Here is a 20,899-nt window from a genome sequence, read left to right on the forward strand (position 1 = left end):
TTGAACGGGACGGCAATTCGGAGGCGACCGGTGCGCGGGGGCGTGCCGCGACGCGAGCGGCGCGAGGCCGCCTGCCGCTCCGTGACGCCCCCCGATCCACGGCACTGGAAGGCGTTCGAGGGTGCGCGGCGCGAGCCGCTTCCGCCGATGCCCGACCGACTCCCGACGACGCTTGGACAACCCGGCGCGAGCCAAGCCCGCGCACAGACGACTATTCGGAGGAAACATCATGGCCGCCACCCGTCGCCCCGGTCGCAACCACCTGTTCATCCCGGGCCCCACCAACATCCCGGACCGGGTGTTGCGCGCGATGCACGTGCCGTCCGAGGACCATCGCTCGCCGAGCTTCCCCGAGTTGGTGAAGCCCCTCTTCCAGGACGTGAAGATGGTGTTCGGCTCGACCAACGGGACGGTGATCCTGTTCCCGTCCTCGGGCACCGGCATCTGGGAGTCGGCCCTCTCCAACACCCTGTGCCGCGGCGACACGGTGCTGACCGCCCGCTACGGCCAGTTCAGCCACCTGTGGGTCGACATGGCCCAGCGCCTCGGCCTCGAGGTCATCGTGCAGGACGAGGAGTGGGGCACCGGCGCCGATCCCCAGAAGATCGAGGAGGCCCTGCGGGCCGACAAGGATCACAAGATCAAGGCCGTGATGGTCGTCCATAATGAGACCGCCACCGGCGTCACCAGCGACATCGGCGCGGTGCGCAAGGCGATGGACGCCGCCGGCCACCCGGCGCTGCTGTTCGTCGACGGCATCTCGTCGATCGGCTCGCTGCCGTTCAAGATGGACGAGTGGAAGGTCGACTGCGCCATCGCGGGCTCGCAGAAGGGCTTCATGCTGCCGGCCGGCCTCGGCCTGATCTGCATCAGCCCCAAGGCGCTCAAGGTCGCCGAGGGCGGCGCCGGACGCAACGACCGGCTCGGGCACGTCTACTTCGCCTGGAAGGACCAGCTCACCACCAACGCGACCGGCTACTTCCCCTACACGCCCGCTCTGCCGCTGCTCTACGGCCTGCGCGAGGCCCTTGAGATCGTGAAGGAGGAGGGGCTGGAGAACATCTACCACCGCCATCACGTGCTCGGCGAGGCGACCCGTCAGGCCGTCGCGGCCTGGGGCCTCAAGCCCTGCGCCAAGGAGCCGAAGTGGAACTCCGACACGGTCACGGCCATCCTGGTTCCGGAGGGCGTCGACGCCGTCAAGGTCATCAACCACGCCTACGCGCGCTACAACCTGTCCCTCGGCAGCGGCCTGTCCAAGGTTGCCGGCAAGGTGTTCCGGATCGGCCATATCGGCGACCTGAACGAGCTGTCGCTGCTCGGCGCCATCGCGGGTGCCGAGATGGCGCTCATCGACTGCGGCGTGAAGGTCACGCCGGGGTCGGGCGTCGCCGCCGCCTCCAGCTACCTGCGCGAGAATCCGCTTCACAAGGCGTGATCCGTTCGCGCCGCCGGGACGGGGCCGGGTTGCCGGTTCCGCCCCGGCGGACAAGTAAGAACAAGAATCCCGAGGAAACCGCCTTCGTCCGAGAGGGGATCTATGACAAAGAAGATCGTATTCCTGGATCGCGAGTCCCTCGACGCGACGGTCCGGCCGTTCAATTTCCCGCACGAATACGTCGAGCATGACTCGACCTGGACGCCGGAGGACACGGTCTCCCGCCTGAAGGGGGCCGAGATCGCGCTGATCAACAAGGTCCCGATGCGGGCCGAGACCCTGAAGCAGCTCCCCGACCTGAAGCTGATCGCGGTCGCGGCCACCGGCACCGACGTGGTCGACAAGGCCCAGGCCAAGGCGCAGGGCATCACGGTCGTCAACATCCGCAACTACGCGTTCAACACCGTGCCGGAGCACGTGGTCGGGCTGATGTTCGCCCTGCGCCGGGCGATCGTGCCGTACGCCAACTCGGTGCGGCGCGGCGACTGGGCGAAGTCCACGCAGTTCTGCTACTTCGACTATCCGATCTACGACATCGCCGGCTCGACGCTCGGCATCGTCGGCTACGGCGCGCTGGGCAAGTCCATCGCCAAGCGCGCCGAGGCGCTGGGCATGAAAGTCCTAGCCTTCGACGTCTTCCCGCAGGACGGGCTCGTCGACTTCGAGACGATCCTGACGCAGTCCGACGTGATCACCCTGCACGTGCCGCTGACCCCCGACACAAAGGGGATGATCGGCGCCGCCGAGCTCAAGAAGATGAAGAAGAGCGCCATCCTCATCAACACGGCCCGGGGCGGGCTCGTGGACGAGGCGGCCCTGCTCGCGGCGCTCAAGGACGGCACCATCGCGGGCGCCGGCTTCGACGTGGTGGCCCAGGAGCCGCCCAAGGACGGCAACATCCTGTGCGAGGCCGACCTGCCGAACCTGATCGTCACCCCGCACGTGGCCTGGGCGAGCAAGGAGGCGATGCAGATCCTGGCCGATCAGCTCGTCGACAACGTCGAGGCCTTCGTGGCCGGCAAGCCGCAGAACGTGGTCGAGAGCTGAAGCGCCATTCGCCCTCCCCTCTGCGAGGGCGGCCGACCCCTGCGTGAGCAGGGGCCGGGCGAGGGGAATCCGGCCTCCGAAGACGGACGCGCAGACGTGAAGGCCGGTGCCCGTTCTGCACCGTGGCTCCCCGCTCCTGGACCCGCTTCGCGCGCCGCCCTCTCCCGCAGGTGAGGGCGGGGGAGGCGCGGATCGGGTCCCCGCATTGGATATCTCCGCTTCCCTCAAGATCGGGAACGGATCGGAAGACACCACGACGGCGCTACGCAGGCGCCACGGAAAGGTCCGAAAAGAGATGACGAAGAAGCTGCTGTTCCTCTTCGATACCGATGCGGTGCCGAACGTGTTCGACACGGTGGTCGGCTACGACGGCGGTGCCGATCACATCACCGGATATGGCGGCGTGAACCCCGACAACGTCGGCGCGCTCGTGGACGGGACGATCTACACCCGCGGCGGCTCCGAGAAGAAGTCGACCGCGATCTTCGTCGGCGGCGGCAGCATGGCGGCCGGCGAGGCGCTGTTCACCGCGGTCAAGAAGCGCTTCTTCGGCCCGTTCCGCGTCTCGTGCATGCTCGATTCGAACGGCTCGAACACCACGGCGGCCGCCGGCGTGGCGCTGGTGGCGAAGGCCGCCGGCTCCCTCCAGGGCAAGAAGGCCGTCGTGCTGGCGGGCACCGGCCCGGTCGGCATGCGCTCGGCGGCGCTGCTCGCCGGCGAGGGCGCCGAGGTGACGATCGCGGGCCGCGCCCTCGACAAGACACAGGCCGCCGCGGACCAGATCAACAAGCGCTTCAAGGTCGAGGTGAAGGCCGCCGCGACCCCCGATGAGGCCTCGCGGGTCGCCCTCGTGAAGGGCACGAACCTGGTGTTCACCGCCGGCGCCATCGGCGTCGAGCTGTTGCCCGAGGCCGCCTGGGCGCAGGAATCGTCCATCGAGTTCGTCGCCGACTACAACGCCCAGCCCCCAACCGGCATCGGCGGCATCGACGTGATGGACAAGGGCAAGGACCGCAACGGCAAGAAGGCGTTCGGCGCGCTCGGGATCGGCGGGTTGAAGCTCAAGCTCCACCGGGCCTGCGTGGGTCAGCTCTTCGAGAGCACCGAGCAGATGCTCGACGCCGAGGAGATCTACGCCCTCGCCAAGAAGATGGCCTGACCGGAGAGGCGCCCATGTCGGACACGCAATCGCCTGAGAACGCGACCATCCAAACCTTCCTCACGGAGCTGGCGAGCGCCGCCCCGACACCCGGCGGGGGCGGCGCGGCGGCGATCTCCGGCGCGATGGGCGCGGCCCTGGTGTCGATGGTCTGCAACCTCACCATCGGCAAGAAAAAGTACGTCGAGGTCGAGGCCGAGCTGAAGGACGTGCTGGCCAAGTCCGAGGGACTGCGGGTCGTGCTCACCGGCATGATCGGCGAGGACGTGCAGGCCTTCGACGCCGTGATGGGCGCCTACGGCCTGCCCAAGGCCACCGACGACGAGAAGACGGTACGCGCCGGGAAGATCCAGGCGGCGCTGAAGACCGCCTGCGACGTGCCGCTCGCCTGCTGTCGCGCCTGTCGCGCGGTGATCGACCTTGCGGCGATCACCGCCGACAAGGGCAATCTCAACGTCGTGTCGGATGCGGGTGTCGCGGTGCTCTCGGCCTATGCCGGGCTGCGCAGCGCGGCGCTCAACGTCTACGTCAACGCGAAGGGCTTGGAGGACCGTGACTTCGCCGACGAACGGCTGAAGGAACTGGAGGGCCTGCTGTCCGAGGCCGGGGCGCTCACCGAACGAATCTACGGGGTGGTGAAGGCGAAGGTGAACTGACGCGCGCCGCGCGCGGTCCTCGCGCCGGCAAAGCATCGATAGTCGAGGCCGGGTGCATCTTGCCCCGGCCTCGTTGTTTTTCAGTATGCTGCGTTGCAGCATCGAATTCGATCTGTGTTGCGATTGCGAAAAAGTCGTCGTGAAGCGACGGATCAAAAAATTTGACGGGCGTAATCTTTCGACTCAACTAAAGTACAGCGCATCAACGGCGGCAACGAACCGCGGAGGAGGCGCCGAATGGATGTCCACGAGTATCAGGCCAAAGAGCTGCTTGCGAGCTTCGGCGTGGCCGTCCCCAAAGGCGCCATCGCGTTCAGCCCGGATCAGGCGGTCTACGCCGCCACCGAACTCGGCGGCTCGTTCTGGGCCGTGAAGGCTCAGATCCATGCGGGCGCCCGCGGCAAGGCCGGCGGCATCAAGCTGTGCCGGACCTACAACGAGGTCCGCGACGCCGCCAAGGACCTCCTCGGCAAGCGCCTCGTCACCATCCAGACCGGCCCCGAGGGCAAGCCGGTGCAGCGGGTCTACGTGGAGACCGCCGATCCCTTCGAGCGCGAGCTCTACCTCGGCTACGTCCTCGACCGGAAGGCCGAGCGCGTCCGCGTCATCGCCAGTCAGCGCGGCGGCATGGACATCGAGGAGATCGCCGCCAAGGAGCCGGAATCGCTCATCCAGGTCGTGGTCGAGCCGGCGGTGGGCCTGCAGCAATTCCAGGCCCGCGAGATCGCCTTCCAGCTCGGGCTCAACATCAAGCAGGTCTCGGCCGCGGTGAAGACCATCATGAACGCCTACCGGGCGTTCCGCGACTGCGACGGCACCATGCTGGAGATCAACCCGCTCGTCGTCACCAAGGACGACCGCGTGCTGGCGCTCGATGCCAAGATGAGCTTCGACGACAACGCCATGTTCCGCCGGCCGGGCATCGCCGACATGCACGACCCGTCCCAGGGCGATCCCCGCGAGGCCCAGGCCGCCGAGCACAACCTCAGCTACATCGGCCTCGAGGGCGAGATCGGCTGCATCGTCAACGGCGCCGGACTGGCCATGGCCACCATGGACATGATCAAGCACGCGGGCGGCGAGCCGGCGAACTTCCTGGATGTCGGCGGCGGTGCCTCCCCGGAGCGGGTCGCCACGGCCTTCCGGCTCGTCCTCTCGGACCGCAACGTCAAGGCGATCCTGGTCAACATCTTCGCCGGCATCAACCGCTGCGACTGGGTCGCGGAGGGCGTCATCCAGGCGGCCCGCGAGGTCAAGATCGACGTGCCCCTGGTGGTCCGCCTCGCCGGCACGAACGTGGAGGCCGGCAAGAAGATCCTGGCCGAGAGCGGCCTCGACCTGATCACCGCCGACACCCTGTCGGAGGCGGCCAGGAAGGCGGTCGAAGCCTGCGCCGCCGCCAAGACGCAGCACTGAAAGGGGAGACCGCGCCATGAGCATTCTCATCGACGAGACCACCCCGATCATCGTCCAGGGCATCACGGGCGACAAGGGCACCTTCCACGCCAAGGAGATGCTGGAATACGGCTCGAACGTCGTCGGCGGCGTCACGCCCGGCAAGGGCGGGCGCACCCATCTCGGCCTGCCGGTGTTCAACACCGTCAAGGAGGCGGTGGCGGCGACCGGGGCCACCACCTCGATCACCTTCGTGGCGCCACCCTTCGCGGCGGACGCCATCATGGAGGCGGCCGATGCCGGCCTGCGTCTGGTCTGCTCGATCACCGACGGCATCCCGGCCCAGGACATGATGCGGGTGAAGCGCTACCTCTACCGCTACCCCAAGGAGAAGCGGACGATGGTGGTCGGCCCGAACTGCGCGGGCATCATCTCGCCCGGCAAGTCGATGCTCGGCATCATGCCCGGCCACATCTACCTGCAGGGCAATGTCGGGGTGATCTCCCGCTCGGGGACGCTGGGCTACGAAGCCGCCTCGCAGCTCAAGGAACTCGGCCTCGGCATCTCGACCTCGGTGGGCATCGGCGGCGACCCGATCAACGGCTCGTCGTTCCTCGACCACCTCGCCCTGTTCGAGACCGATCCGGACACGGAGGCGGTGCTGATGATCGGCGAGATCGGCGGCCCGCAGGAGGCCGAGGCCTCGGCCTGGATCCGCGAGAACATGTCGAAGCCGGTGATCGGCTTCGTGGCCGGGCTCACGGCGCCGAAGGGCCGGCGCATGGGCCATGCCGGGGCGATCATCTCGGCGGCCGGCGACAGCGCCGCCGAGAAGGCCGAGATCATGCGCTCGTATGGTCTCACGGTGGCGCCGGATCCGGGCAGCTTCGGTCAGACGGTGGCCGACGTGCTGGCCCGGGCGGCGTAGCCGCATCTCAGCCCTCCCCTGTACGGGGGAGGGGACCCCGCGGAGGCGGGGCGGGAGAGGGGCAGCGCGACGGTGCGGGCTTCGGCTCCCGTCGCGACCTCTCCGGACAGGGCGCCCCCCTCTCCCGACCGCTGCTGACGCAGTGGCCACCCGTCCCCGCAGAGGGGAAGGGCGGGTGCGTCGCGCCGACCCCTGGAAGTACCCTGTGCCACGAGGTGGCCCTATGACCCGTACCCTTCATGCAACCCCCGGCCTCGTCGATGCCACGGCCTTCGCGCCGCCGGTGATCGTCGGCACGTCGTCGGAGCAGGCGCTGGACATCCTGTTCCAGGCGCTGCTCGACGTCGCCCGCCGTCACGATCCCGACCTTGAGGCGGTGCTGCACGGCACGGCCGACATCTCGCGTTTCTCGCCGCAGATGCTGGCGCGTGCCCTGCAGGTGCAGGGCATCTGGTTCCAGCTGATCTCCATCGCCGAGCAGAACGCCGCGATGCGCCGCCGTCGCCACGTGGAGCGCACGGAGGGCCGTGCCGCGCTCGGCGGCTCCTTCGCCAAGGTTTTTTCCGACGCCCGCAAGCAGGGGGTGCCCCCTGAGAAGATCCAGGCGCTGCTCAGCGATCTGCGCATCCGGCCGACGCTCACCGCCCATCCGACCGAGGGCAAGCGGGTGACGGTCCTCGAGAAGTTCCGGCGGATTTACCTCGTGCTGCGCGAGCTGGAGATGCCGCGCTGGACCGATCGTGAGCGCAACGGGCTCATGAACGAGCTGCGCGACCAGATCGAGCTGGTCTGGATGACGGGCGAACTGCATCTGGAGAAGGCGACCGTCGAGCGGGAGGTGGCCTGGGGGCTGCATTTCTTCGACGAGACCCTGTTCGAGATGCTGCCCGAGACTCTGGAGACCCTGGAGGAGACGCTCGCCGAGACCTATCCGGGCACGGACTTCAAAGTGCCGCCCTTCTTCCAGTTCGGGTCTTGGATCGGGGGTGACCGGGACGGCAATCCCTACGTGACGGCCGCGGTGACTCGGCAGACCCTCCACCGCAACGCGCTGGCCTCGCTCACCCGCTACCAGGATGGCGTGCGCGAGCTGGGCCGGACCCTGTCGCTCACCGAGCGCTCCCTGCCGCTCCCGGAAAGTTTCCGCGCGGAACTCGATCGGCAACTCGCCGAGAGCGGGCAGGAGCGGGCGATCACCCGGCGCAATCCCGGCGAGCCCTACCGCCAGTACCTGAGCTGCGTCTCGCGCAAGATCGAGGCGACGATCGCCCGAAACGAGGGCGAGCACCCGTCCGGCCCCGACTACGCCAGCGCGGACGGGCTGATCGAAGACCTGCGCGTTCTGGAGCGCGGCTTGGCGGAGGCCAAGTGCGCGGCGCTCGCCCGCGACCTGGTCCGGCCCGTTCGGCGGATGGTGGAGATCTTCCGGTTCTCGACGGTCCGCCTGGACCTGCGCGAGAACACGACCCGGACCACCGATACGCTCCACGCCCTCTGGCGCCAGCGCAACGGCGAAGGCGAACCGCCGGCCCTCGGCTCGGCCGGGTGGCGCCAGTGGCTCGACACGGAACTGGCCCGGCCGCGCGATCCGGAGCGGTCGTTCGAGGATCTGCCCGACGCCGCGCGGGAGACGCTCGCCACCTTCGCCCTGGTCGCCGAGATGCGCGAGGCCCTCGATCGCGAGGCGTTCGGCGCCTTCGTGCTGTCGATGACCCGTTCGGTGGAGGACGTGCTGGGCGCCTACTTGCTCGCCAAGGAGGCGGGGGTGTTCCTCGATGCGGCCGGCACCGAGATCTGCCCGCTGCCGATCGTGCCGCTGTTCGAGACGATCGACGACCTGCGCGCCGCTCCGGCGATCATGCGGGCGCTGCTCAACGTGCCGGTCGTGCGCCGCTCCACCCGCTGGCAGGGCGGGGTGCAGGAGGTGATGATCGGCTACTCCGACTCCAACAAGGACGGTGGCTTCGTCGCCGCCAACTGGGAGCTGTACAAGGCGCAGAGCAAGCTGACCCGGCTGGGGGAGGAACTCGGCGTCGGGATCGCCTTCTTCCACGGGCGCGGCGGCTCGGTGAGCCGCGGCGGCGTCCCGACCCACCGGGGCATCATGGCCCAGCCGCCGGGCTCGATCCGCGGCCGGTTCCGCACCACGGAGCAGGGCGAGGTCGTCTCGTTCAAGTACGCCAACCGCGGCACCGCCGCCTACCAGATGGAGCTGCTGGCGGCCTCGGTGTTCGAGCACGCGCTGGCCGGCGACGGTGAGCGGGCGGGGCCCGGCCACGACGACGCCCTGGAGGCCCTGGCCGGTGCGTCCCGGGCCGCCTATGTCCAGCTTCTCCAGACCGACGGCCTCGTCGACTACTTCCAGGCCGCGAGCCCGCTCGACGAGATCGCGCTCCTGAACATCGGCTCGCGTCCGGCCCGGCGTTTCGGCGCACGCTCGCTCTCGGACCTGCGGGCGATCCCGTGGGTGTTCGCGTGGTCCCAGAACCGGCACGTGATCACCGGCTGGTACGGGGTCGGCTCGGGGCTGGCGAGCTTCCTCGACGTGCGCGGCCGGGAGGGCGAGGCGACGCTCAAGCGGCTGTTCCAGGAATCCCGGGTGCTGCGCCTCGTCCTCGATGAGGTCGAGAAGACCCTGATGATGGTCGATCTCGACATCGCCCGCGCCTATGCCGGCCTGGTGCCGGATGCCGGCGTCCGGGACCGGATCTTCGGCATGATCGAGGCCGAATACGCGCTCACCCGGGAGATGGTCCTGCGGGTGAGCGGCGGCACCGACCTGGCCGAGCGCTTCCCCTTGTTCCGCGACCGCCTGAAGGGCCGGTTGCCGACCATCAACCAGGTCGGCCGCGAGCAGGTCGAACTGCTCGCCCGGTACCGCGCCGAGACCGACGAGGACCGGCGCGAAGCGGTCAAGTCGGCCCTGCTCCTGTCGATCAACTGCATCGCGGTCGGTTTCGGGGCGACGGGATGAGGCGATCGGGCACCCGCACGCGCAGGCCCTCTGCCTTGCCGGGGAAGGGCGCGCGCAGGTGTTGCGAGCTGAGGACGCCCTCTGAAACGCCGCCGTGCGCCCTGTCGCCACGCGACGCGAGCGCCATCTTCACCGCTGGGCGGGTCCTACCCCGCAACGGCATCAGAACCGACACACAGAGAGAGGAACATCCATGAGTTTCACCCTGATCCAGCAGGCCAAGCCGCGCCTGCACCGGTCCGAACTCGCCGTCCCCGGCTCGAACCCGACCTTCATGGAGAAGTCGGCCTCCTCGGCGGCGGACGTGATCTTCCTCGACCTCGAGGACGCGGTCGCCCCCGACGACAAGGAGAAGGCCCGCACCAATATCATCCAGGCGCTCAACGACCTGGATTGGGGCAGCAAGACCATGATGATCCGCATCAATGGTCTCGACACGCACTACATGTATCGTGACGTGGTCGACATCGTCGAAGCCTGCCCGCGCCTCGACATGGTGCTGATCCCCAAGGTCGGCGTGCCGGCCGACGTCTACGCGATCGACGTGCTGGTCACGCAGATCGAGCAGGCCAAGAAGCGCGACAAGCAGATCGGCTTCGAGGTGCTGATCGAGACGGCGCTCGGCATGGCCAATGTCGAGGCGATCGCCCAGTCGTCGAAGCGTCTGGAGGCGATGTCCTTCGGCGTGGCCGACTACGCCGCCTCGACCCGCGCCCGCTCCACGGTGATCGGCGGCGTGAACCCGGACTTCTCGGTGCTCACCGACAAGGACGAGGCCGGCAACCGCCAGACCCACTGGCAGGATCCGTGGCTGTTCGCCCAGAACCGCATGCTGGTGGCCTGCCGCGCCTACGGCCTCCGTCCGATCGACGGACCGTTCGGCGACTTCTCGGATCCCGATGGCTACCGCTCGGCGGCCCGGCGCTGCGCCGCCCTCGGATTCGAAGGCAAGTGGGCGATCCACCCGTCGCAGATCGATCTCGCCAACGAGGTCTTCACCCCGTCCGAGGCCGAGGTCACCAAGGCCCGCCGCATCCTGGAGGCCATGGAAGAGGCCGCCAAGGCGGGCCGCGGCGCCGTCTCGCTGGATGGGCGCCTCATCGACATCGCGTCGATCCGCATGGCTGAGGCACTGATCGAGAAGGCCAATGCCATGAAGGCGTGAGCGTTCTCTCCCTTCCCGGGAGGGCTGCCGGATCCACACGCCTCCATCAGCGGAGACGAGCTTGCGAAGCCGCGACGCTCGCCCTCCCCCGCAGAGGGGGAGGGCGGGGCGTGCGGAGCAGAGAGTGCCTGTTCCTAAAGGAGATCTGTGCGCGCCGCAGCCGGCGCGGAAGAACGAGCGCGTCGCGACCCGGATCACCGGCCGCGCCGCAATCCCGTCAGAGCGGCCGCTCGTCCGGTAGCCGTGCCGCCGCCATTTCCTCGGGCGTCGGACCACGCCGGACCATGATCCCCCCGGACCTGTCCGCATCGATCAGCCCCAGCCGAGCGAATCCGTCGAGCCAGCCGTCCATCGGCCAGAGGCCGTGTCGGGCATGAAACCGCGTGGCGTTGGCCACGATGTCGCGAAAATGCTGGAGCGGCGGGTCGTAGCCCGGATGGTGCTGGTGATAGGCCCGCGGGCCGCCGAGGAACAGGATCGGGACCCCCGCCGCGTCGGCCCGGAAGGCGAGGTCGGTATCCTCGGCCCCGTAGCCCGTAAAATTCTCGTCGAAGCCGCCGAGACGGTCGTAGGTGGCGGCGCGTACCGCGAAGGCGAGCGACCAGAACAGGCCGGGCTGCGGCGCGGGCGCAACCGCGTCCGCCGGTGGGAACGTCCGCACCGGGTGTGGCTGCCCCAGCCGCTCCAGATCGGTCTCCTGCCAGCCGTCCGTGACCGCTCCGGCCGGTAGGTAGCCGATCTCGCAGCAGATCAAGCCGTCCTGCTCGGCCACCGCCCGCGACAGGCCGGCGACGAGCCCCGCAGACGGGATGCAATCCACGTCGAGGAAGATCAGCGTGTCGGCCGTGGCCGCCCGGCGGCCGGCATTGCGCGCCGCCGCCAGCGGCAGGCCGGGATGCGGGAACGGGACGCGCTTCACCGGGAAGGGCAGGGCGGGCAGGGGCGCGTCGTCCCCGCCCATCTCCACGACGATGCCGGCATCCGGCGGCGCGCCCCGCCCGAGCCCTTCGAGCAGGCGCGTCAGATGCGGGCGCCGGCCCTTGTTGAGGGTGATGACCGCCGTGCTCACGGCGCGGTCCCTGCGCGCAGCAGGTCGATCCGGTATTCGGGTGTCCGAGACTGGTGCAGGACCCGGGCGAAGGGTGCGGCCAACCCGATGAAACCCTCGGCGGCCCCGTCGCCCGAGTGCGGGTAATCGGTCTCCCCGAGCCAGTGCACCAGCACGATGTCGCCGCCGGGCTCGACCGCTCCCCCGACCCGGCGCACCAGCGTGGCGAGATCCTCCGGCGCGAGGAAGTACAGGAACTCGGACAGCACGATCAGGTCGAACCGGCCCTCGGGCCAGTCGGCCGGCACGCCCCCCCGGCGGATCTCGACATGGGGTCGGTCGGCGCAACGGGCCTGCGCGGCCCGCACGGCCGTCGCGACGGGGTCGGTCGCGAGCAGGTGGTCGCACCGCTCCGACAAGGCGTGGGTGAAGACGCCGATCGAGCAGGCCGGCTCGAAGGCGGCGCGGTAGCGCGCCCGCGGCAGGGATGCGAGCGTCGCCGCGTACTTGTCGCGCTCGTAGGGCGAGGTCGTGAAGCGCCAGGGATCGGCTTCGCTGGCGTAGATGCCGGCGAAATAATCATCCGGCACGGTCTCGGTGCGCCGGCTCATGCCGGTACCGCCACGAAGCGCTCGTAGGGGCCGCAGAGCCGGTCGATCATCGCGGGCTCCAGACGGAAGCCCTGCGGATCGTCCGCGATCAGGTTGGTGGTCTGGGATTCGTGCGCGGCGACCGCCCGGGCCTTGGTTCCGCGCTGCGCGGAGACGTCGAGGCGCAGGCCGGCCGGCTCCGGGCCGACCTCGGTCTCGGGGGGCAGGGTCCAGCCCCAGACCGGATATTCATAGACCCGCACACCCGGCATGCGGGGACGGGCCAGCGCAACGATGAGGGCCGCAGCCCTGTGGTCGCAATGGGGATCGTGCCGCCACGTCACGAACACCGCGCCCGCACCGCACCGGGAGGCCGCCTGCGCGACCGATTCGGCGGCCGCCTCGGCGGAGGGCCCGGCGCTCGGCACATGGGCATCGGGCAGGCGCAGGAAGGTGATATCTTCCGGACGGAGACCGAGGATCGCCGCGGCCCGCAGGGTCTCGGCCTCGCGCAGCGCGCGCAAGGCCTCGGGCGGGTACAGGCGGGACTGCGTGTGGGACCCGCAACCGTCGCTGACCACGATCAGGTGCACGCGCCGCCCGGCCGCCCGCGCCGCAGCGATCAGGCCGCCGCAGCCCAGGCTCTCGTCATCGGGGTGCGGGGCGACGACCACGAGGCCACCGGGTCCCGCCAGATCGTCGAGGCTCGCGACCGGCAACCTGTCGGCGGCGGCGAGAAAGGCGTCGGCACGCATCAACGTGACGCCGCTACCGTCGCGGGCGCGGGAGACGCGCAGGCGTGGGAGGCGCGGCGGAATGGCTCGGTCACGGATCGCTCCCGGAACGGAAGGCAGGTCGATCCGCCCGCTATCGGCTCCGGCGCCTGAACGCGCCATGAGCGGCGCGACCGGCCGACCGCGCCGCCGCTACCGGTCGTTCTCGGTGGTCAGGGCGCCGAGACGGGTTCCCTCGTCGGCGCCGCGGCGCTCGCTCAAATGGACCCCGGCATTCGGAGCGTCGGTGAACACGGCACCGGCGGTGGTCATCGCGCTCCGCAGAGCCTCGATCTGCCCGCTCGGCGGATCGCCGTAGCCGCCTTCAAAATCGCGCACCAGCTTCTCGTCGACGCCGACCTTGGCGGCGAGATCGGCTTCGGACCAGCCGAGCAGGCCCCGGGCCGCCCGCGACTGGGCCGGACTCATCGCCGGTCCGCTCGCGCCGCTCTGCGCGCCTTCGTCAGATCCGACCAACATCACCCTCCCGACCCGCGATGTCAGATAACGGCGCTCCCGCCCGATCGTTTCCAAACCCGTCGCGGGACCGCACGACCATAATTGTGCTGAATTCCTGTCGCATCCGCTGAGGCGCATGGATTCGGGGCGGCCTCCGCGCAGGGCCGGCATGCGCCGCGGCGCTGCATCCCCCGACCTGGGTTCTGAGCCGAGCACTGAGCGCGAGATGGGGACTGAACGATGAGAGGGGTGCTGATCGCGACCTTGGCCTGCGCCGTATTGGCCGCAGACCTGTCCGCGGCGACGCAGGCGCAGGCTCAGATGGGCGGGGCTCCGACCGGCTTCGGCCGCGGCAACCGCCGTCCCGGTGGTGAGGACGAGAAGAAGCCTCAGTACGTGCCGGGCGCAAAGGCCAGCGAGAAGATCTTCCCGCTCGACTCGACCTGGACGGCCGTGAGCCTCAACGGCAAGCCGTTCACGGGCGGCGACCGGCCCAGCTTCATCATCGACAAGCAGTATCGCGCCCGTGGCTACGGCGGCTGCAACACCTTCGCGGCCACCGCCTTCCCGCTCAAGGAGCAGCACATCGCGGTCGGCCCGCTCGCGCTGACGAAGAAGAGCTGCGACAAGGGGCTCGCCTCGGTCGAGCAGGCCTTCTTCGTCGCGCTGCGGACCGCGGCCGTGTGGGATCTGGTCGGCTCGCAGCTCGTCCTGAAGAGCCCGAACGGCGAACTCAAGTTCGACCGCGCCCTTTAAGGGCCGGTTCACCACGCCGCACGAAGGCGGCCGCGGATTCAGAAGGCTTTGACGGAGGTCGGGCCTCACTCCCCGGGTATCGGGGAGGCCGCGGATGCCAGTCGGGATCGGAATCGGGCGAGGGCAACCGTTGCGCCCCGGCGTGACGCGCTCGCTCCGGTTCACCGGGCCGGAGAGCTTCCATCCGGGAGCCCTCTGGCTCGCCGCCGCCGTCCCCGTGCTGGCGACGCTGCTCTTGGTCGTCCGCCTCGCGTCGTGACGCCTCCGGCGGGGCTTGGTGGAGCCCGCGTCGTTCTGCGTCCCGACGGGCGAGCGCCGATTCCTGCACGGCGCGGCCGCTGGCGAGGGGTTTGTTCCCGGACGCGGCGGGACCTGATCGCGGCCGCTCCGCCGCTCAGCCCCGGTTGCGCAGCACGATGGCTCCCGGCGTCGCCCGGCGGCAGGCGGACGGTACGACGCTCATGATCGCGGCGCTCGGGCAGCGAGCCCGGCACTTCTGCTCCGCGTCGATCTGATCTGCCCCGCAGCCGTCGGCGAAGCAGAAGGTGCCGAGATCCTCGCAGGTCGCCCGGAAGCCGCTGAATCCGGGTCGCGCCGCGTGCAGGTCCGCCGCCGCGGCCTGCGCCAGCAGGAGGCCCGAGAGGACCAGAACGCCCAGGGCACGCGGAGGGCAGATCGATACCGAGAGCCGCCGCATCCGCCTCAATCCGGTTGCCGCGGCCGTACCGGAGGACAGGGCCGGCGCGCCCGTCCGGGGGCGCGGTGACGCCTGTCGGGTCGTTTGCCGCTTCGCGTACGCTGTTAGCATTGGCAGGCTGCCGATGCCTGTGCCATTCCCGCGACAGGATCGTGCGATCCGATCCCGTCGCGGGGCCCGGAGCCGCCGGAAGCCCGCGCGCGCATGCCTACGGATGCGAGCCCACGGAAGCCAATCATGCCGCTCTACGCCCTCGACGAATACGTGCCGCAGCTTGCCGATCCCGACCGGGTCTGGATCGCGCCCGACGCGCAGGTGATCGGCCGCATCCATCTCGGCCTCGACGTCGGCATCTGGTTCGGTTCGGCCCTGCGCGGCGACAACGAGCCGATCCGGATCGGCGACAGGACGAACGTGCAGGAAGGCGTGATCATGCACGTCGATCCCGGTTTCCCCGTCAGCATCGGGTCGGACGTCACCGTGGGCCACGGGGCGATCGTCCACGGCTGCACGATCGGCGACGGCAGCCTGATCGGCATGGGCGCGACGGTGCTCAACGGCGCCGTGATCGGCCGCGGCTGCCTCGTCGGGGCCAACGCGCTGATCACGGAGGGCAAGACCTTCCCGGATCACAGCCTGATCGTCGGGGCGCCCGCGCGGGCGGTGCGCACTCTCGACGAGGAGGCGGTCGCGGGCTTGCGACAGGCCGCCCTGCGCTACGTCGAGAACGCCCGGCGCTACCGGGCCGGGCTGCGTCGGATCGACGGCTGAAGCGGAACGGCCGCCCCCGGGCGGGAGCGGCCGGGTCGCCTACTTCTTGGCCTTGGCCCGCTCGATCGCTTCCTCGATCAGCCGGTGAGCCTCCTCCTTGTCGCCCCAGCGGACGAACTTGACCCACTTGCCGGGCTCCAGATCCTTGTAGTGCTCGAAGAAGTGCTGGATCTGTTGGATGGTGATGTCGGGGAGGTCGGTGTAATTCTCCACGCGGTCGTAGCGCTTCGTCAGGTGGCGCGACGGCACCGCGATGACCTTCTCGTCCTCGCCCCCCTCGTCCTGCATCACCATCACGCCCACGGGGCGCGCGCTGATGATCGCCCCCGGCAGCACCGCGCGGGTGTTGGCCACCAGCACGTCGCAGGGATCGCCGTCGCCCGACAGGGTGTGGGGGATGAAGCCGTAATTGCCGGGATAGAACATCGGCGTGTACAGGAACCGGTCGACGACCAGCGCGCCGGACTCCTTGTCCATCTCGTACTTGATCGGTTCGCCGCCGAGCGGCACCTCCACGATCACGTTGACGTCGTGGGGCGGCTTCTTGCCGAGCGGAATGGCGTCGATCTTCATGGCGTATCGGTCCCGGAACGCGGTCAGCTCCGCTTCCAGGACCTCTTAGAGGCGCGGCCCGGCATTGCAAATCTGTCGACGTTGCGGCTCGGCAACGAGCGCTGGAAAACGTCAGCCGACGATTCAGCCGAAGATGTAGCCGACCTTCGGGAGCGCGATGCCCGCCAGGCGGTCGAGGGCCTGCGGGCCCGGCCGGCCTCCGAGGCCCTCGTAGAACGCGCCGGCGCGGTCGTTGTCCGCGAGGCTCCAGACGCCGAGCCGGGTCAGGCCATGGTCCGCGAGGTCGTTCCGCACGGCCCGGAACAGGCGCCGGCCGAGGCCGATGCCCTGGTACTCCGGCAGCAGGTACAGTTCGTCGATCTCGGCCTCGGTACCGAGAGCTCGGCTGCGGGCCCGGCCGTAGGACGCGTAGCCGACCAGCAGGTCGCCGGTCTCCACCACGGCCACGGGCCGCCCGCGGCGCAGGGCGCCGCGCCACCAAGCGCGGTCGCGGTCCGCGATCAGGCGTTCCAGGGCGACGCCCGGGATGATCCCGCGATAAGCCTCGCGCCACGCGGCATCGAACACCTTGGACAAGCCGCCGATGTCGGCCTCGCGGGCCCGGCGGATGCTCGTGGTGCGCGTGCTCATGGGCTTCGGGCCTCCCGTCGTCCGACCGGCGTACAACCCGTGCGGCCCGCCCAGGTTCGATGCCGATCCGGGCGGAGTGAAGGCAAGATCGGCGCCGCGTCCCCGCAGCCGCGAATTGCCGGCCTCCCGGACGGCTGGTAGAGCCCGCGCTCCTCCCCTTGGCAGCACCGCCGTGTTCAACCGCTTCCTCAAGCCCGAGACGCGCTACGCGCGGCGCATGGCGCGGATCGCCCGCTTCGAGCGGCCGATCGCGGGCCCCGGCGACCGGCTGAAGGCCTGGGCCAACATGCTGCTGATGGACCACGGCGTGTTCCGGCTGGTCTACCTCAACCGCCACCGGGTCGGCTCGGGCGCGCTCTGGCGATCGGCCCAGCCCGGTCCGCACCAGCTCGCCCGGTTCCGCGCCGAGGGCGTGCGGACGATTATCTCCCTGCGCGGCGGACGCGAGCACGGGTCCTGGCCGCTCCAGCGGGAGGCCTGCGAGCGCAACGGCCTGATCCTGAAGGAGTTCGTGCTGCGCTCCCGGGAGGCGCCGGACCGGGATACCATCCTGAGGGCCAAGGCGTTCTTCGACGGCATCGCGTATCCGGCGGTGATGCACTGCAAGTCGGGCGCCGACCGGGCCGGCCTCGCCTCGGCCCTGTACCTGATCCTGCACGAGGGCCGCCCGGTCGCCGAGGCCGCCCGGCAGCTCTCGGCCCGCTACGGCCATCTCCGCTTCGCCAAGACCGGCATCCTCGACGCGTTCTTCGTCCGCTACCGCGTCGAGGGCGAGGCCAAGGGGATCGACTTCCTGACCTGGGTCGAGACCCTTTACGACCCGGAGGCGCTCAAGCGCGACTTCCGGCCGGGCTTCTGGTCGGATCTGGCCGTCGACCGGCTGATGCGGCGGGAGTAGGCGGGGCCTACTCCGCCGCCGGACGCGCGGCCTCCCGGAACGGGTGGGCCGGGTAGGTGCCGATCACCCGCAGCTCGCGGGAGAAGAAGCCGAGCTCGTCGAGCGCGCGGGCGAGGCCGGGATCCTCCGGGTGGCCGTCCACCTCGGCGTAGAACTGCGTGGCCGTGAACTCACCGTCCATCATGTAGCTCTCGAGCTTCGACATGTTGACGCCGTTGGTCGCGAAGCCGCCGAGGGCCTTGTAGAGGGCCGCCGGGATGTTGCGGACGCGGAACACGAAGCTCGTCACGCAGGCCTGGGTCCCCTGGGCGACCGGCTCGGCCTCGGGGGAGAACACCACGAACCGGGTCGTGTTGTGCACCTCGTCCTCGACGTCGCGCTCCAGGATGTCGAGGCCGTAGACCTCGGCGGCGAGCGCGGGCGCCAGCGCGGCCCGGCTCGGGTCGCCGATCTCGGCGACCTCGCGGGCCGCCCCGGCGGTGTCGCCGGCCACCACGGCCTTCAGCCCCAGGCGGCGGATGATCCGGCGGCACTGGCCGAGCGCGTGGATGTGGCTGTGGACGCTGCGCAGAGCCTCGATCCCCGTGCCCGGCAGGACCATCAGCTGGAAGTGGATCGGCAGGAAGTGCTCGGCCACGATGTGCAGCGGCGAGAGCGGGATCAGGTGATGGATGTCGGCGACCCGGCCCGCGATGGAGTTCTCGATCGGGATCATCGCCCGCTGGGCCCGGCCCTCGGTGACCGCCGCGAAGGCGTCCTCGAAGGTCGCGCAGGGCAGCGGGGTCCAGTCCGGATAGGCCTCCGCGCAGATGATGTGCGAGTTGGCCCCGGGCTCACCCTGATAGGCGATCGTGCGGTCTGTCATGGCGGTCGGGTTTCGTCTGGGAGTCAGTTCAGGCGCCGGCCCTGGAGCAGGGCGCGGGCGCGCTCCAGGTCGGCGGGAGTGTCGACGCCCAGCGGCAGGTCGTCGACGATGACGGCGTCGATGCGCATGCCGGCTTCGAGCGCGCGGAGCTGCTCCAGCTTCTCCCGCACCTCCAACTCGCCCGGCGGCAGGGCGACGAACCGGCTCAGCGCGGTCCGCCGGTAGGCGTAGAGGCCGATATGATGCCAGAGCGGGCCATCGCCCCAGGGCGCGCGCGACCGGGTGAAGTAGAGCGCGCGCAGGCGCCCCGGGCCGACCGCGTGGCCCACGAGCTTGACCACGTTCGGGTTGTCCGCCTCGTGCGGATCGGTGATCGGCGCGCACAGGGTGACGATGTCGACGGTGCGGTCGGCCAGTGGCAGGACGGAGGCGCCGATGATCGCCGGATCGATGGTGGGCAGATCGCCCTGTACGTTGACCACCACGTCGTGCCGGCCCTCCGGATCGACGATCTCCAGCGCCTCGGCGAGGCGGTCGGAGCCGGACGGATGGTCGGCGCGGGTCATGACGGCGAGGCCGCCGACCGCCTCGACGGCCCGGGCGATCTCGTCCGTGTCGGTCGCCACGACGACCGGGCCGATGCCGGCCTCCACGGCGCGGCGCCAGACATGCACGATCATGGCCTCCCCGGCGATGTCGGCCAGGGGCTTACGGGGCAGGCGCGTCGCGGCGAGGCGGGCCGGGATCAAGACCAGGGGATCGGACATGGGACTTCAGGCCTGGGCACGCGAACCCGGCGGTCGCGCCAGGCGGCGGGCGGCTGCTTAACAGGCCCGCCCCCGGTTGTCGTCCCCCGGCCCCGGCCGGGTCGGACAGGCCGGATCGCGGGGCGGCCGGTGACAAGCTGGGCAATTCGGTGAAACAATCCTGCGCCTGAGCGACGCGGATGGCGCTCTCGGCATTGTCAGGAACCGCCGGGAACGGCTAAGGCAACCTCGAAATCTTCCAATGTCCGGCGTCCGAGTCTGCTGGCCCGTGTCAGGCGCGCGTCGGGCCCGGCCGAGTCGTGAGAAGAGCATGAACTCATTCGAGGTGAACAAGGTCCTGGGTGCCGTCCTCGGCGCCCTGCTGTTCGCGGCTGGATCGGGGTTCGTGGCCGAATTGATCTACCACCCGCGACCGGCGGGCAAAGCCGGCTACGACCTGCCCGAGCCGGAGCCCCAGGCCGCCGCCGCGGCGCCGGAGGCCAAGGTCGAGCCGATCGCGGTCCGCCTCGCCAGCGCCAACGCCGAGAAGGGCGAGGCCGGCACCAAGGCCTGCCACGCCTGCCACGCCTTCGAGAAGGGCGGCCCCAACAAGGTGGGCCCGGATCTCTACGGCGTCGTGGAGCGTCCGAAGGGCGGCCATGCGGGCTTCGAGTACTCGGCGGCCCTGAAGGAGAAGGGCGGCGCCTGGACCTACGAGGATCTGGACGCGTTCCTCACCAACCCGAAGGGCTACGTGAAGGGCACCAAGATGGCCTTCGCGGGCATCGCCTCGCCGCAGGAGCGCGCCAACGTCATCGCCTACCTGCGCTCGAACGCGGATGATCCCAAGCCGCTGCCCGCCGTCGAGAAGGGCGACGCGCCCGCCGCCACGCCCGCGGCGGCCAAGCCTGAGGACAAGCCCGCGGCTGCCCCCGAGAAGCCCGCCGCTGAGAAGCCGACCGCCGACAAGCCTGCGGCGTCGAAGCCGTCGGAGGGCAAGGACAGCCCCGCCAAGCCTGCCGATACCAGCACCGCCAAGCCCGTCGAGGAGAAGTCCCCCGGCAGCCCGCGGGCGCCCAGCGAGTCGAGCGACCGCAACGCGCCGACGCCGCCGGCCAACGCCCATGACGGCGACCAGCAGGGCACGCCGTCGAGCGTGATCCCCGCGGAGCCGACCGCGCCGTCGGCCCCGGCCGCCAAGGAGCCTGCGGCCAAGGCCAATCCGGAGGCCGTCGACCGGGCGAAGGATCTCGAGGTCGGTGTTCCGACCAAGGATCTGAACGCGCCGCTGCCGACCCCGAAGGAGTAGTCCGAACGGGCAAAGGAGCCCG

22 protein-coding genes are annotated in these 20,899 nt (G+C 70.1%); 13 read left to right on the forward strand and 9 right to left on the reverse strand.

Going from position 1 to position 20,899, the window contains the following annotated elements; translation table 11 throughout:
* Nucleotides 1-229 precede the first annotated feature (229 nt).
* The 8 genes from MKK82_RS16135 to MKK82_RS16170 all read left to right on the forward strand — a co-directional run bounded on the left by MKK82_RS16135 (nucleotide 230) and on the right by MKK82_RS16170 (nucleotide 10,762).
* Nucleotides 230-1,438 (forward strand): aminotransferase class V-fold PLP-dependent enzyme, encoded by a 1,209-nt coding sequence (locus MKK82_RS16135; RefSeq protein ID WP_238286775.1) that lies wholly within the window; start codon nucleotides 230-232, stop codon nucleotides 1,436-1,438.
* Nucleotides 1,439-1,540: 102 nt separating this feature from the next.
* Nucleotides 1,541-2,485, forward strand: a complete 945-nt coding sequence (locus MKK82_RS16140) for a D-2-hydroxyacid dehydrogenase (RefSeq protein ID WP_238286774.1) — start codon at nucleotides 1,541-1,543, stop codon at nucleotides 2,483-2,485.
* Between the two features lie 295 nt (nucleotides 2,486-2,780).
* The gene (locus MKK82_RS16145; RefSeq protein ID WP_238286773.1) at nucleotides 2,781-3,644 is read left to right on the forward strand and encodes an NADP-dependent methylenetetrahydromethanopterin/methylenetetrahydrofolate dehydrogenase; all 864 of its coding nucleotides are present in this window, start codon (nucleotides 2,781-2,783) and stop codon (nucleotides 3,642-3,644) included.
* 14 nt (nucleotides 3,645-3,658) lie between these two features.
* The gene (fchA, locus tag MKK82_RS16150; RefSeq protein ID WP_238286772.1) at nucleotides 3,659-4,300 is read left to right on the forward strand and encodes a methenyltetrahydrofolate cyclohydrolase; all 642 of its coding nucleotides are present in this window, start codon (nucleotides 3,659-3,661) and stop codon (nucleotides 4,298-4,300) included.
* A gap of 237 nt (nucleotides 4,301-4,537) precedes the next feature.
* Nucleotides 4,538-5,716 (forward strand): malate--CoA ligase subunit beta, encoded by a 1,179-nt coding sequence (locus tag MKK82_RS16155; protein WP_238286771.1) that lies wholly within the window; start codon nucleotides 4,538-4,540, stop codon nucleotides 5,714-5,716.
* 16 nt (nucleotides 5,717-5,732) lie between these two features.
* Nucleotides 5,733-6,623 (forward strand): succinate--CoA ligase subunit alpha, encoded by an 891-nt coding sequence (gene sucD / locus MKK82_RS16160; protein ID WP_238286770.1) that lies wholly within the window; start codon nucleotides 5,733-5,735, stop codon nucleotides 6,621-6,623.
* Nucleotides 6,624-6,846: 223 nt separating this feature from the next.
* Complete coding sequence (locus MKK82_RS16165; RefSeq protein ID WP_238286769.1) at nucleotides 6,847-9,597, forward strand: phosphoenolpyruvate carboxylase; 2,751 nt, start codon at nucleotides 6,847-6,849, stop codon at nucleotides 9,595-9,597.
* Nucleotides 9,598-9,790: 193 nt separating this feature from the next.
* The gene (locus MKK82_RS16170) at nucleotides 9,791-10,762 is read left to right on the forward strand and encodes an HpcH/HpaI aldolase/citrate lyase family protein (protein ID WP_238286768.1); all 972 of its coding nucleotides are present in this window, start codon (nucleotides 9,791-9,793) and stop codon (nucleotides 10,760-10,762) included.
* Nucleotides 10,763-10,979: 217 nt separating this feature from the next.
* Here MKK82_RS16170 and MKK82_RS16175 read toward each other — a convergent pair whose 3' ends face one another.
* The 4 genes from MKK82_RS16175 to MKK82_RS16190 form a co-directional block, all read right to left on the reverse strand.
* The gene (locus MKK82_RS16175) at nucleotides 10,980-11,831 is read right to left on the reverse strand and encodes a glycosyltransferase family 2 protein (protein ID WP_238286767.1); all 852 of its coding nucleotides are present in this window, start codon (nucleotides 11,829-11,831) and stop codon (nucleotides 10,980-10,982) included.
* Nucleotides 11,828-12,421: an SAM-dependent methyltransferase gene (locus MKK82_RS16180; protein WP_238286766.1), complete on the reverse strand. Its 594-nt coding sequence runs from the start codon at nucleotides 12,419-12,421 to the stop codon at nucleotides 11,828-11,830. The genes MKK82_RS16175 and MKK82_RS16180 overlap by 4 nt, the downstream gene beginning before the upstream one ends.
* Nucleotides 12,418-13,155: a PIG-L deacetylase family protein gene (locus MKK82_RS16185; protein ID WP_238286763.1), complete on the reverse strand. Its 738-nt coding sequence runs from the start codon at nucleotides 13,153-13,155 to the stop codon at nucleotides 12,418-12,420. The genes MKK82_RS16180 and MKK82_RS16185 overlap by 4 nt, the downstream gene beginning before the upstream one ends.
* A gap of 171 nt (nucleotides 13,156-13,326) precedes the next feature.
* Complete coding sequence (locus MKK82_RS16190; protein ID WP_308445430.1) at nucleotides 13,327-13,602, reverse strand: multiprotein-bridging factor 1 family protein; 276 nt, start codon at nucleotides 13,600-13,602, stop codon at nucleotides 13,327-13,329.
* Between the two features lie 270 nt (nucleotides 13,603-13,872).
* Here MKK82_RS16190 and MKK82_RS16195 point away from each other — a divergent pair, with 270 nt between their 5' ends.
* Entirely contained in the window at nucleotides 13,873-14,388 is a 516-nt protein-coding gene (locus MKK82_RS16195) for an META domain-containing protein (protein WP_238286760.1), read from the forward strand.
* Nucleotides 14,389-14,482: 94 nt separating this feature from the next.
* Nucleotides 14,483-14,647 (forward strand): hypothetical protein, encoded by a 165-nt coding sequence (locus tag MKK82_RS16200; protein WP_238286758.1) that lies wholly within the window; start codon nucleotides 14,483-14,485, stop codon nucleotides 14,645-14,647.
* A 135-nt stretch (nucleotides 14,648-14,782) separates the two neighbouring features.
* On the opposite strand, the gene MKK82_RS16205 is transcribed toward MKK82_RS16200, so the two are convergent.
* Nucleotides 14,783-15,085 carry a hypothetical protein gene (locus MKK82_RS16205; RefSeq protein ID WP_238286755.1) on the reverse strand — a complete coding sequence of 101 codons (303 nt, stop codon included), beginning with the start codon at nucleotides 15,083-15,085 and terminating at the stop codon, nucleotides 14,783-14,785.
* A 237-nt stretch (nucleotides 15,086-15,322) separates the two neighbouring features.
* Between MKK82_RS16205 and MKK82_RS16210 the strand changes: the two genes are divergently transcribed.
* Nucleotides 15,323-15,856 carry a gamma carbonic anhydrase family protein gene (locus tag MKK82_RS16210; RefSeq protein WP_238286754.1) on the forward strand — a complete coding sequence of 178 codons (534 nt, stop codon included), beginning with the start codon at nucleotides 15,323-15,325 and terminating at the stop codon, nucleotides 15,854-15,856.
* 39 nt (nucleotides 15,857-15,895) lie between these two features.
* On the opposite strand, the gene ppa is transcribed toward MKK82_RS16210, so the two are convergent.
* Nucleotides 15,896-16,429 (reverse strand): inorganic diphosphatase, encoded by a 534-nt coding sequence (gene ppa / locus MKK82_RS16215; RefSeq protein ID WP_238286752.1) that lies wholly within the window; start codon nucleotides 16,427-16,429, stop codon nucleotides 15,896-15,898.
* A 123-nt stretch (nucleotides 16,430-16,552) separates the two neighbouring features.
* Entirely contained in the window at nucleotides 16,553-17,059 is a 507-nt protein-coding gene (locus tag MKK82_RS16220) for a GNAT family N-acetyltransferase (RefSeq protein WP_238286751.1), read from the reverse strand.
* Nucleotides 17,060-17,231: 172 nt separating this feature from the next.
* Between MKK82_RS16220 and MKK82_RS16225 the strand changes: the two genes are divergently transcribed.
* Complete coding sequence (locus tag MKK82_RS16225; protein ID WP_238286750.1) at nucleotides 17,232-17,957, forward strand: tyrosine-protein phosphatase; 726 nt, start codon at nucleotides 17,232-17,234, stop codon at nucleotides 17,955-17,957.
* A 7-nt stretch (nucleotides 17,958-17,964) separates the two neighbouring features.
* On the opposite strand, the gene MKK82_RS16230 is transcribed toward MKK82_RS16225, so the two are convergent.
* Nucleotides 17,965-18,822, reverse strand: coding sequence for a prephenate dehydratase (locus MKK82_RS16230; RefSeq protein ID WP_238286749.1), 858 nt, complete (start codon nucleotides 18,820-18,822; stop codon nucleotides 17,965-17,967).
* Nucleotides 18,823-18,845: 23 nt separating this feature from the next.
* Nucleotides 18,846-19,589: a 3-deoxy-manno-octulosonate cytidylyltransferase gene (locus tag MKK82_RS16235; protein ID WP_238286748.1), complete on the reverse strand. Its 744-nt coding sequence runs from the start codon at nucleotides 19,587-19,589 to the stop codon at nucleotides 18,846-18,848.
* Between the two features lie 310 nt (nucleotides 19,590-19,899).
* Here MKK82_RS16235 and MKK82_RS16240 point away from each other — a divergent pair, with 310 nt between their 5' ends.
* Complete coding sequence (locus tag MKK82_RS16240) at nucleotides 19,900-20,877, forward strand: c-type cytochrome (protein ID WP_238286747.1); 978 nt, start codon at nucleotides 19,900-19,902, stop codon at nucleotides 20,875-20,877.
* Nucleotides 20,878-20,899 lie beyond the last annotated feature (22 nt).

Source organism: Methylobacterium sp. E-046, assembly GCF_022829625.1.
GTDB lineage: Bacteria > Pseudomonadota > Alphaproteobacteria > Rhizobiales > Beijerinckiaceae > Methylobacterium > Methylobacterium longum.

What these genes read in the sequence shown, in the direction of transcription:
- MKK82_RS16135 (WP_238286775.1), top strand. Translation starts at nt 230, where the DNA reads ATGGCCGCCACCCGTCGCCCCGGTCGCAACCACCTGTTCATCCCGGGC.
- MKK82_RS16140 (WP_238286774.1), top strand. Translation starts at nt 1,541, where the DNA reads ATGACAAAGAAGATCGTATTCCTGGATCGCGAGTCCCTCGACGCGACG.
- MKK82_RS16145 (WP_238286773.1), top strand. Translation starts at nt 2,781, where the DNA reads ATGACGAAGAAGCTGCTGTTCCTCTTCGATACCGATGCGGTGCCGAAC.
- fchA (WP_238286772.1), top strand. Translation starts at nt 3,659, where the DNA reads ATGTCGGACACGCAATCGCCTGAGAACGCGACCATCCAAACCTTCCTC.
- MKK82_RS16155 (WP_238286771.1), top strand. Translation starts at nt 4,538, where the DNA reads ATGGATGTCCACGAGTATCAGGCCAAAGAGCTGCTTGCGAGCTTCGGC.
- sucD (WP_238286770.1), top strand. Translation starts at nt 5,733, where the DNA reads ATGAGCATTCTCATCGACGAGACCACCCCGATCATCGTCCAGGGCATC.
- MKK82_RS16165 (WP_238286769.1), top strand. Translation starts at nt 6,847, where the DNA reads ATGACCCGTACCCTTCATGCAACCCCCGGCCTCGTCGATGCCACGGCC.
- MKK82_RS16170 (WP_238286768.1), top strand. Translation starts at nt 9,791, where the DNA reads ATGAGTTTCACCCTGATCCAGCAGGCCAAGCCGCGCCTGCACCGGTCC.
- MKK82_RS16180 (WP_238286766.1), bottom strand. Translation starts at nt 12,421, where the DNA reads ATGAGCCGGCGCACCGAGACCGTGCCGGATGATTATTTCGCCGGCATC.
- MKK82_RS16185 (WP_238286763.1), bottom strand. Translation starts at nt 13,155, where the DNA reads ATGCGTGCCGACGCCTTTCTCGCCGCCGCCGACAGGTTGCCGGTCGCG.
- MKK82_RS16190 (WP_308445430.1), bottom strand. Translation starts at nt 13,602, where the DNA reads ATGAGTCCGGCCCAGTCGCGGGCGGCCCGGGGCCTGCTCGGCTGGTCC.
- MKK82_RS16195 (WP_238286760.1), top strand. Translation starts at nt 13,873, where the DNA reads ATGAGAGGGGTGCTGATCGCGACCTTGGCCTGCGCCGTATTGGCCGCA.
- MKK82_RS16200 (WP_238286758.1), top strand. Translation starts at nt 14,483, where the DNA reads ATGCCAGTCGGGATCGGAATCGGGCGAGGGCAACCGTTGCGCCCCGGC.
- MKK82_RS16205 (WP_238286755.1), bottom strand. Translation starts at nt 15,085, where the DNA reads ATGCGGCGGCTCTCGGTATCGATCTGCCCTCCGCGTGCCCTGGGCGTT.
- MKK82_RS16210 (WP_238286754.1), top strand. Translation starts at nt 15,323, where the DNA reads ATGCCGCTCTACGCCCTCGACGAATACGTGCCGCAGCTTGCCGATCCC.
- ppa (WP_238286752.1), bottom strand. Translation starts at nt 16,429, where the DNA reads ATGAAGATCGACGCCATTCCGCTCGGCAAGAAGCCGCCCCACGACGTC.
- MKK82_RS16220 (WP_238286751.1), bottom strand. Translation starts at nt 17,059, where the DNA reads ATGAGCACGCGCACCACGAGCATCCGCCGGGCCCGCGAGGCCGACATC.
- MKK82_RS16230 (WP_238286749.1), bottom strand. Translation starts at nt 18,822, where the DNA reads ATGACAGACCGCACGATCGCCTATCAGGGTGAGCCCGGGGCCAACTCG.
- MKK82_RS16235 (WP_238286748.1), bottom strand. Translation starts at nt 19,589, where the DNA reads ATGTCCGATCCCCTGGTCTTGATCCCGGCCCGCCTCGCCGCGACGCGC.
- MKK82_RS16240 (WP_238286747.1), top strand. Translation starts at nt 19,900, where the DNA reads ATGAACTCATTCGAGGTGAACAAGGTCCTGGGTGCCGTCCTCGGCGCC.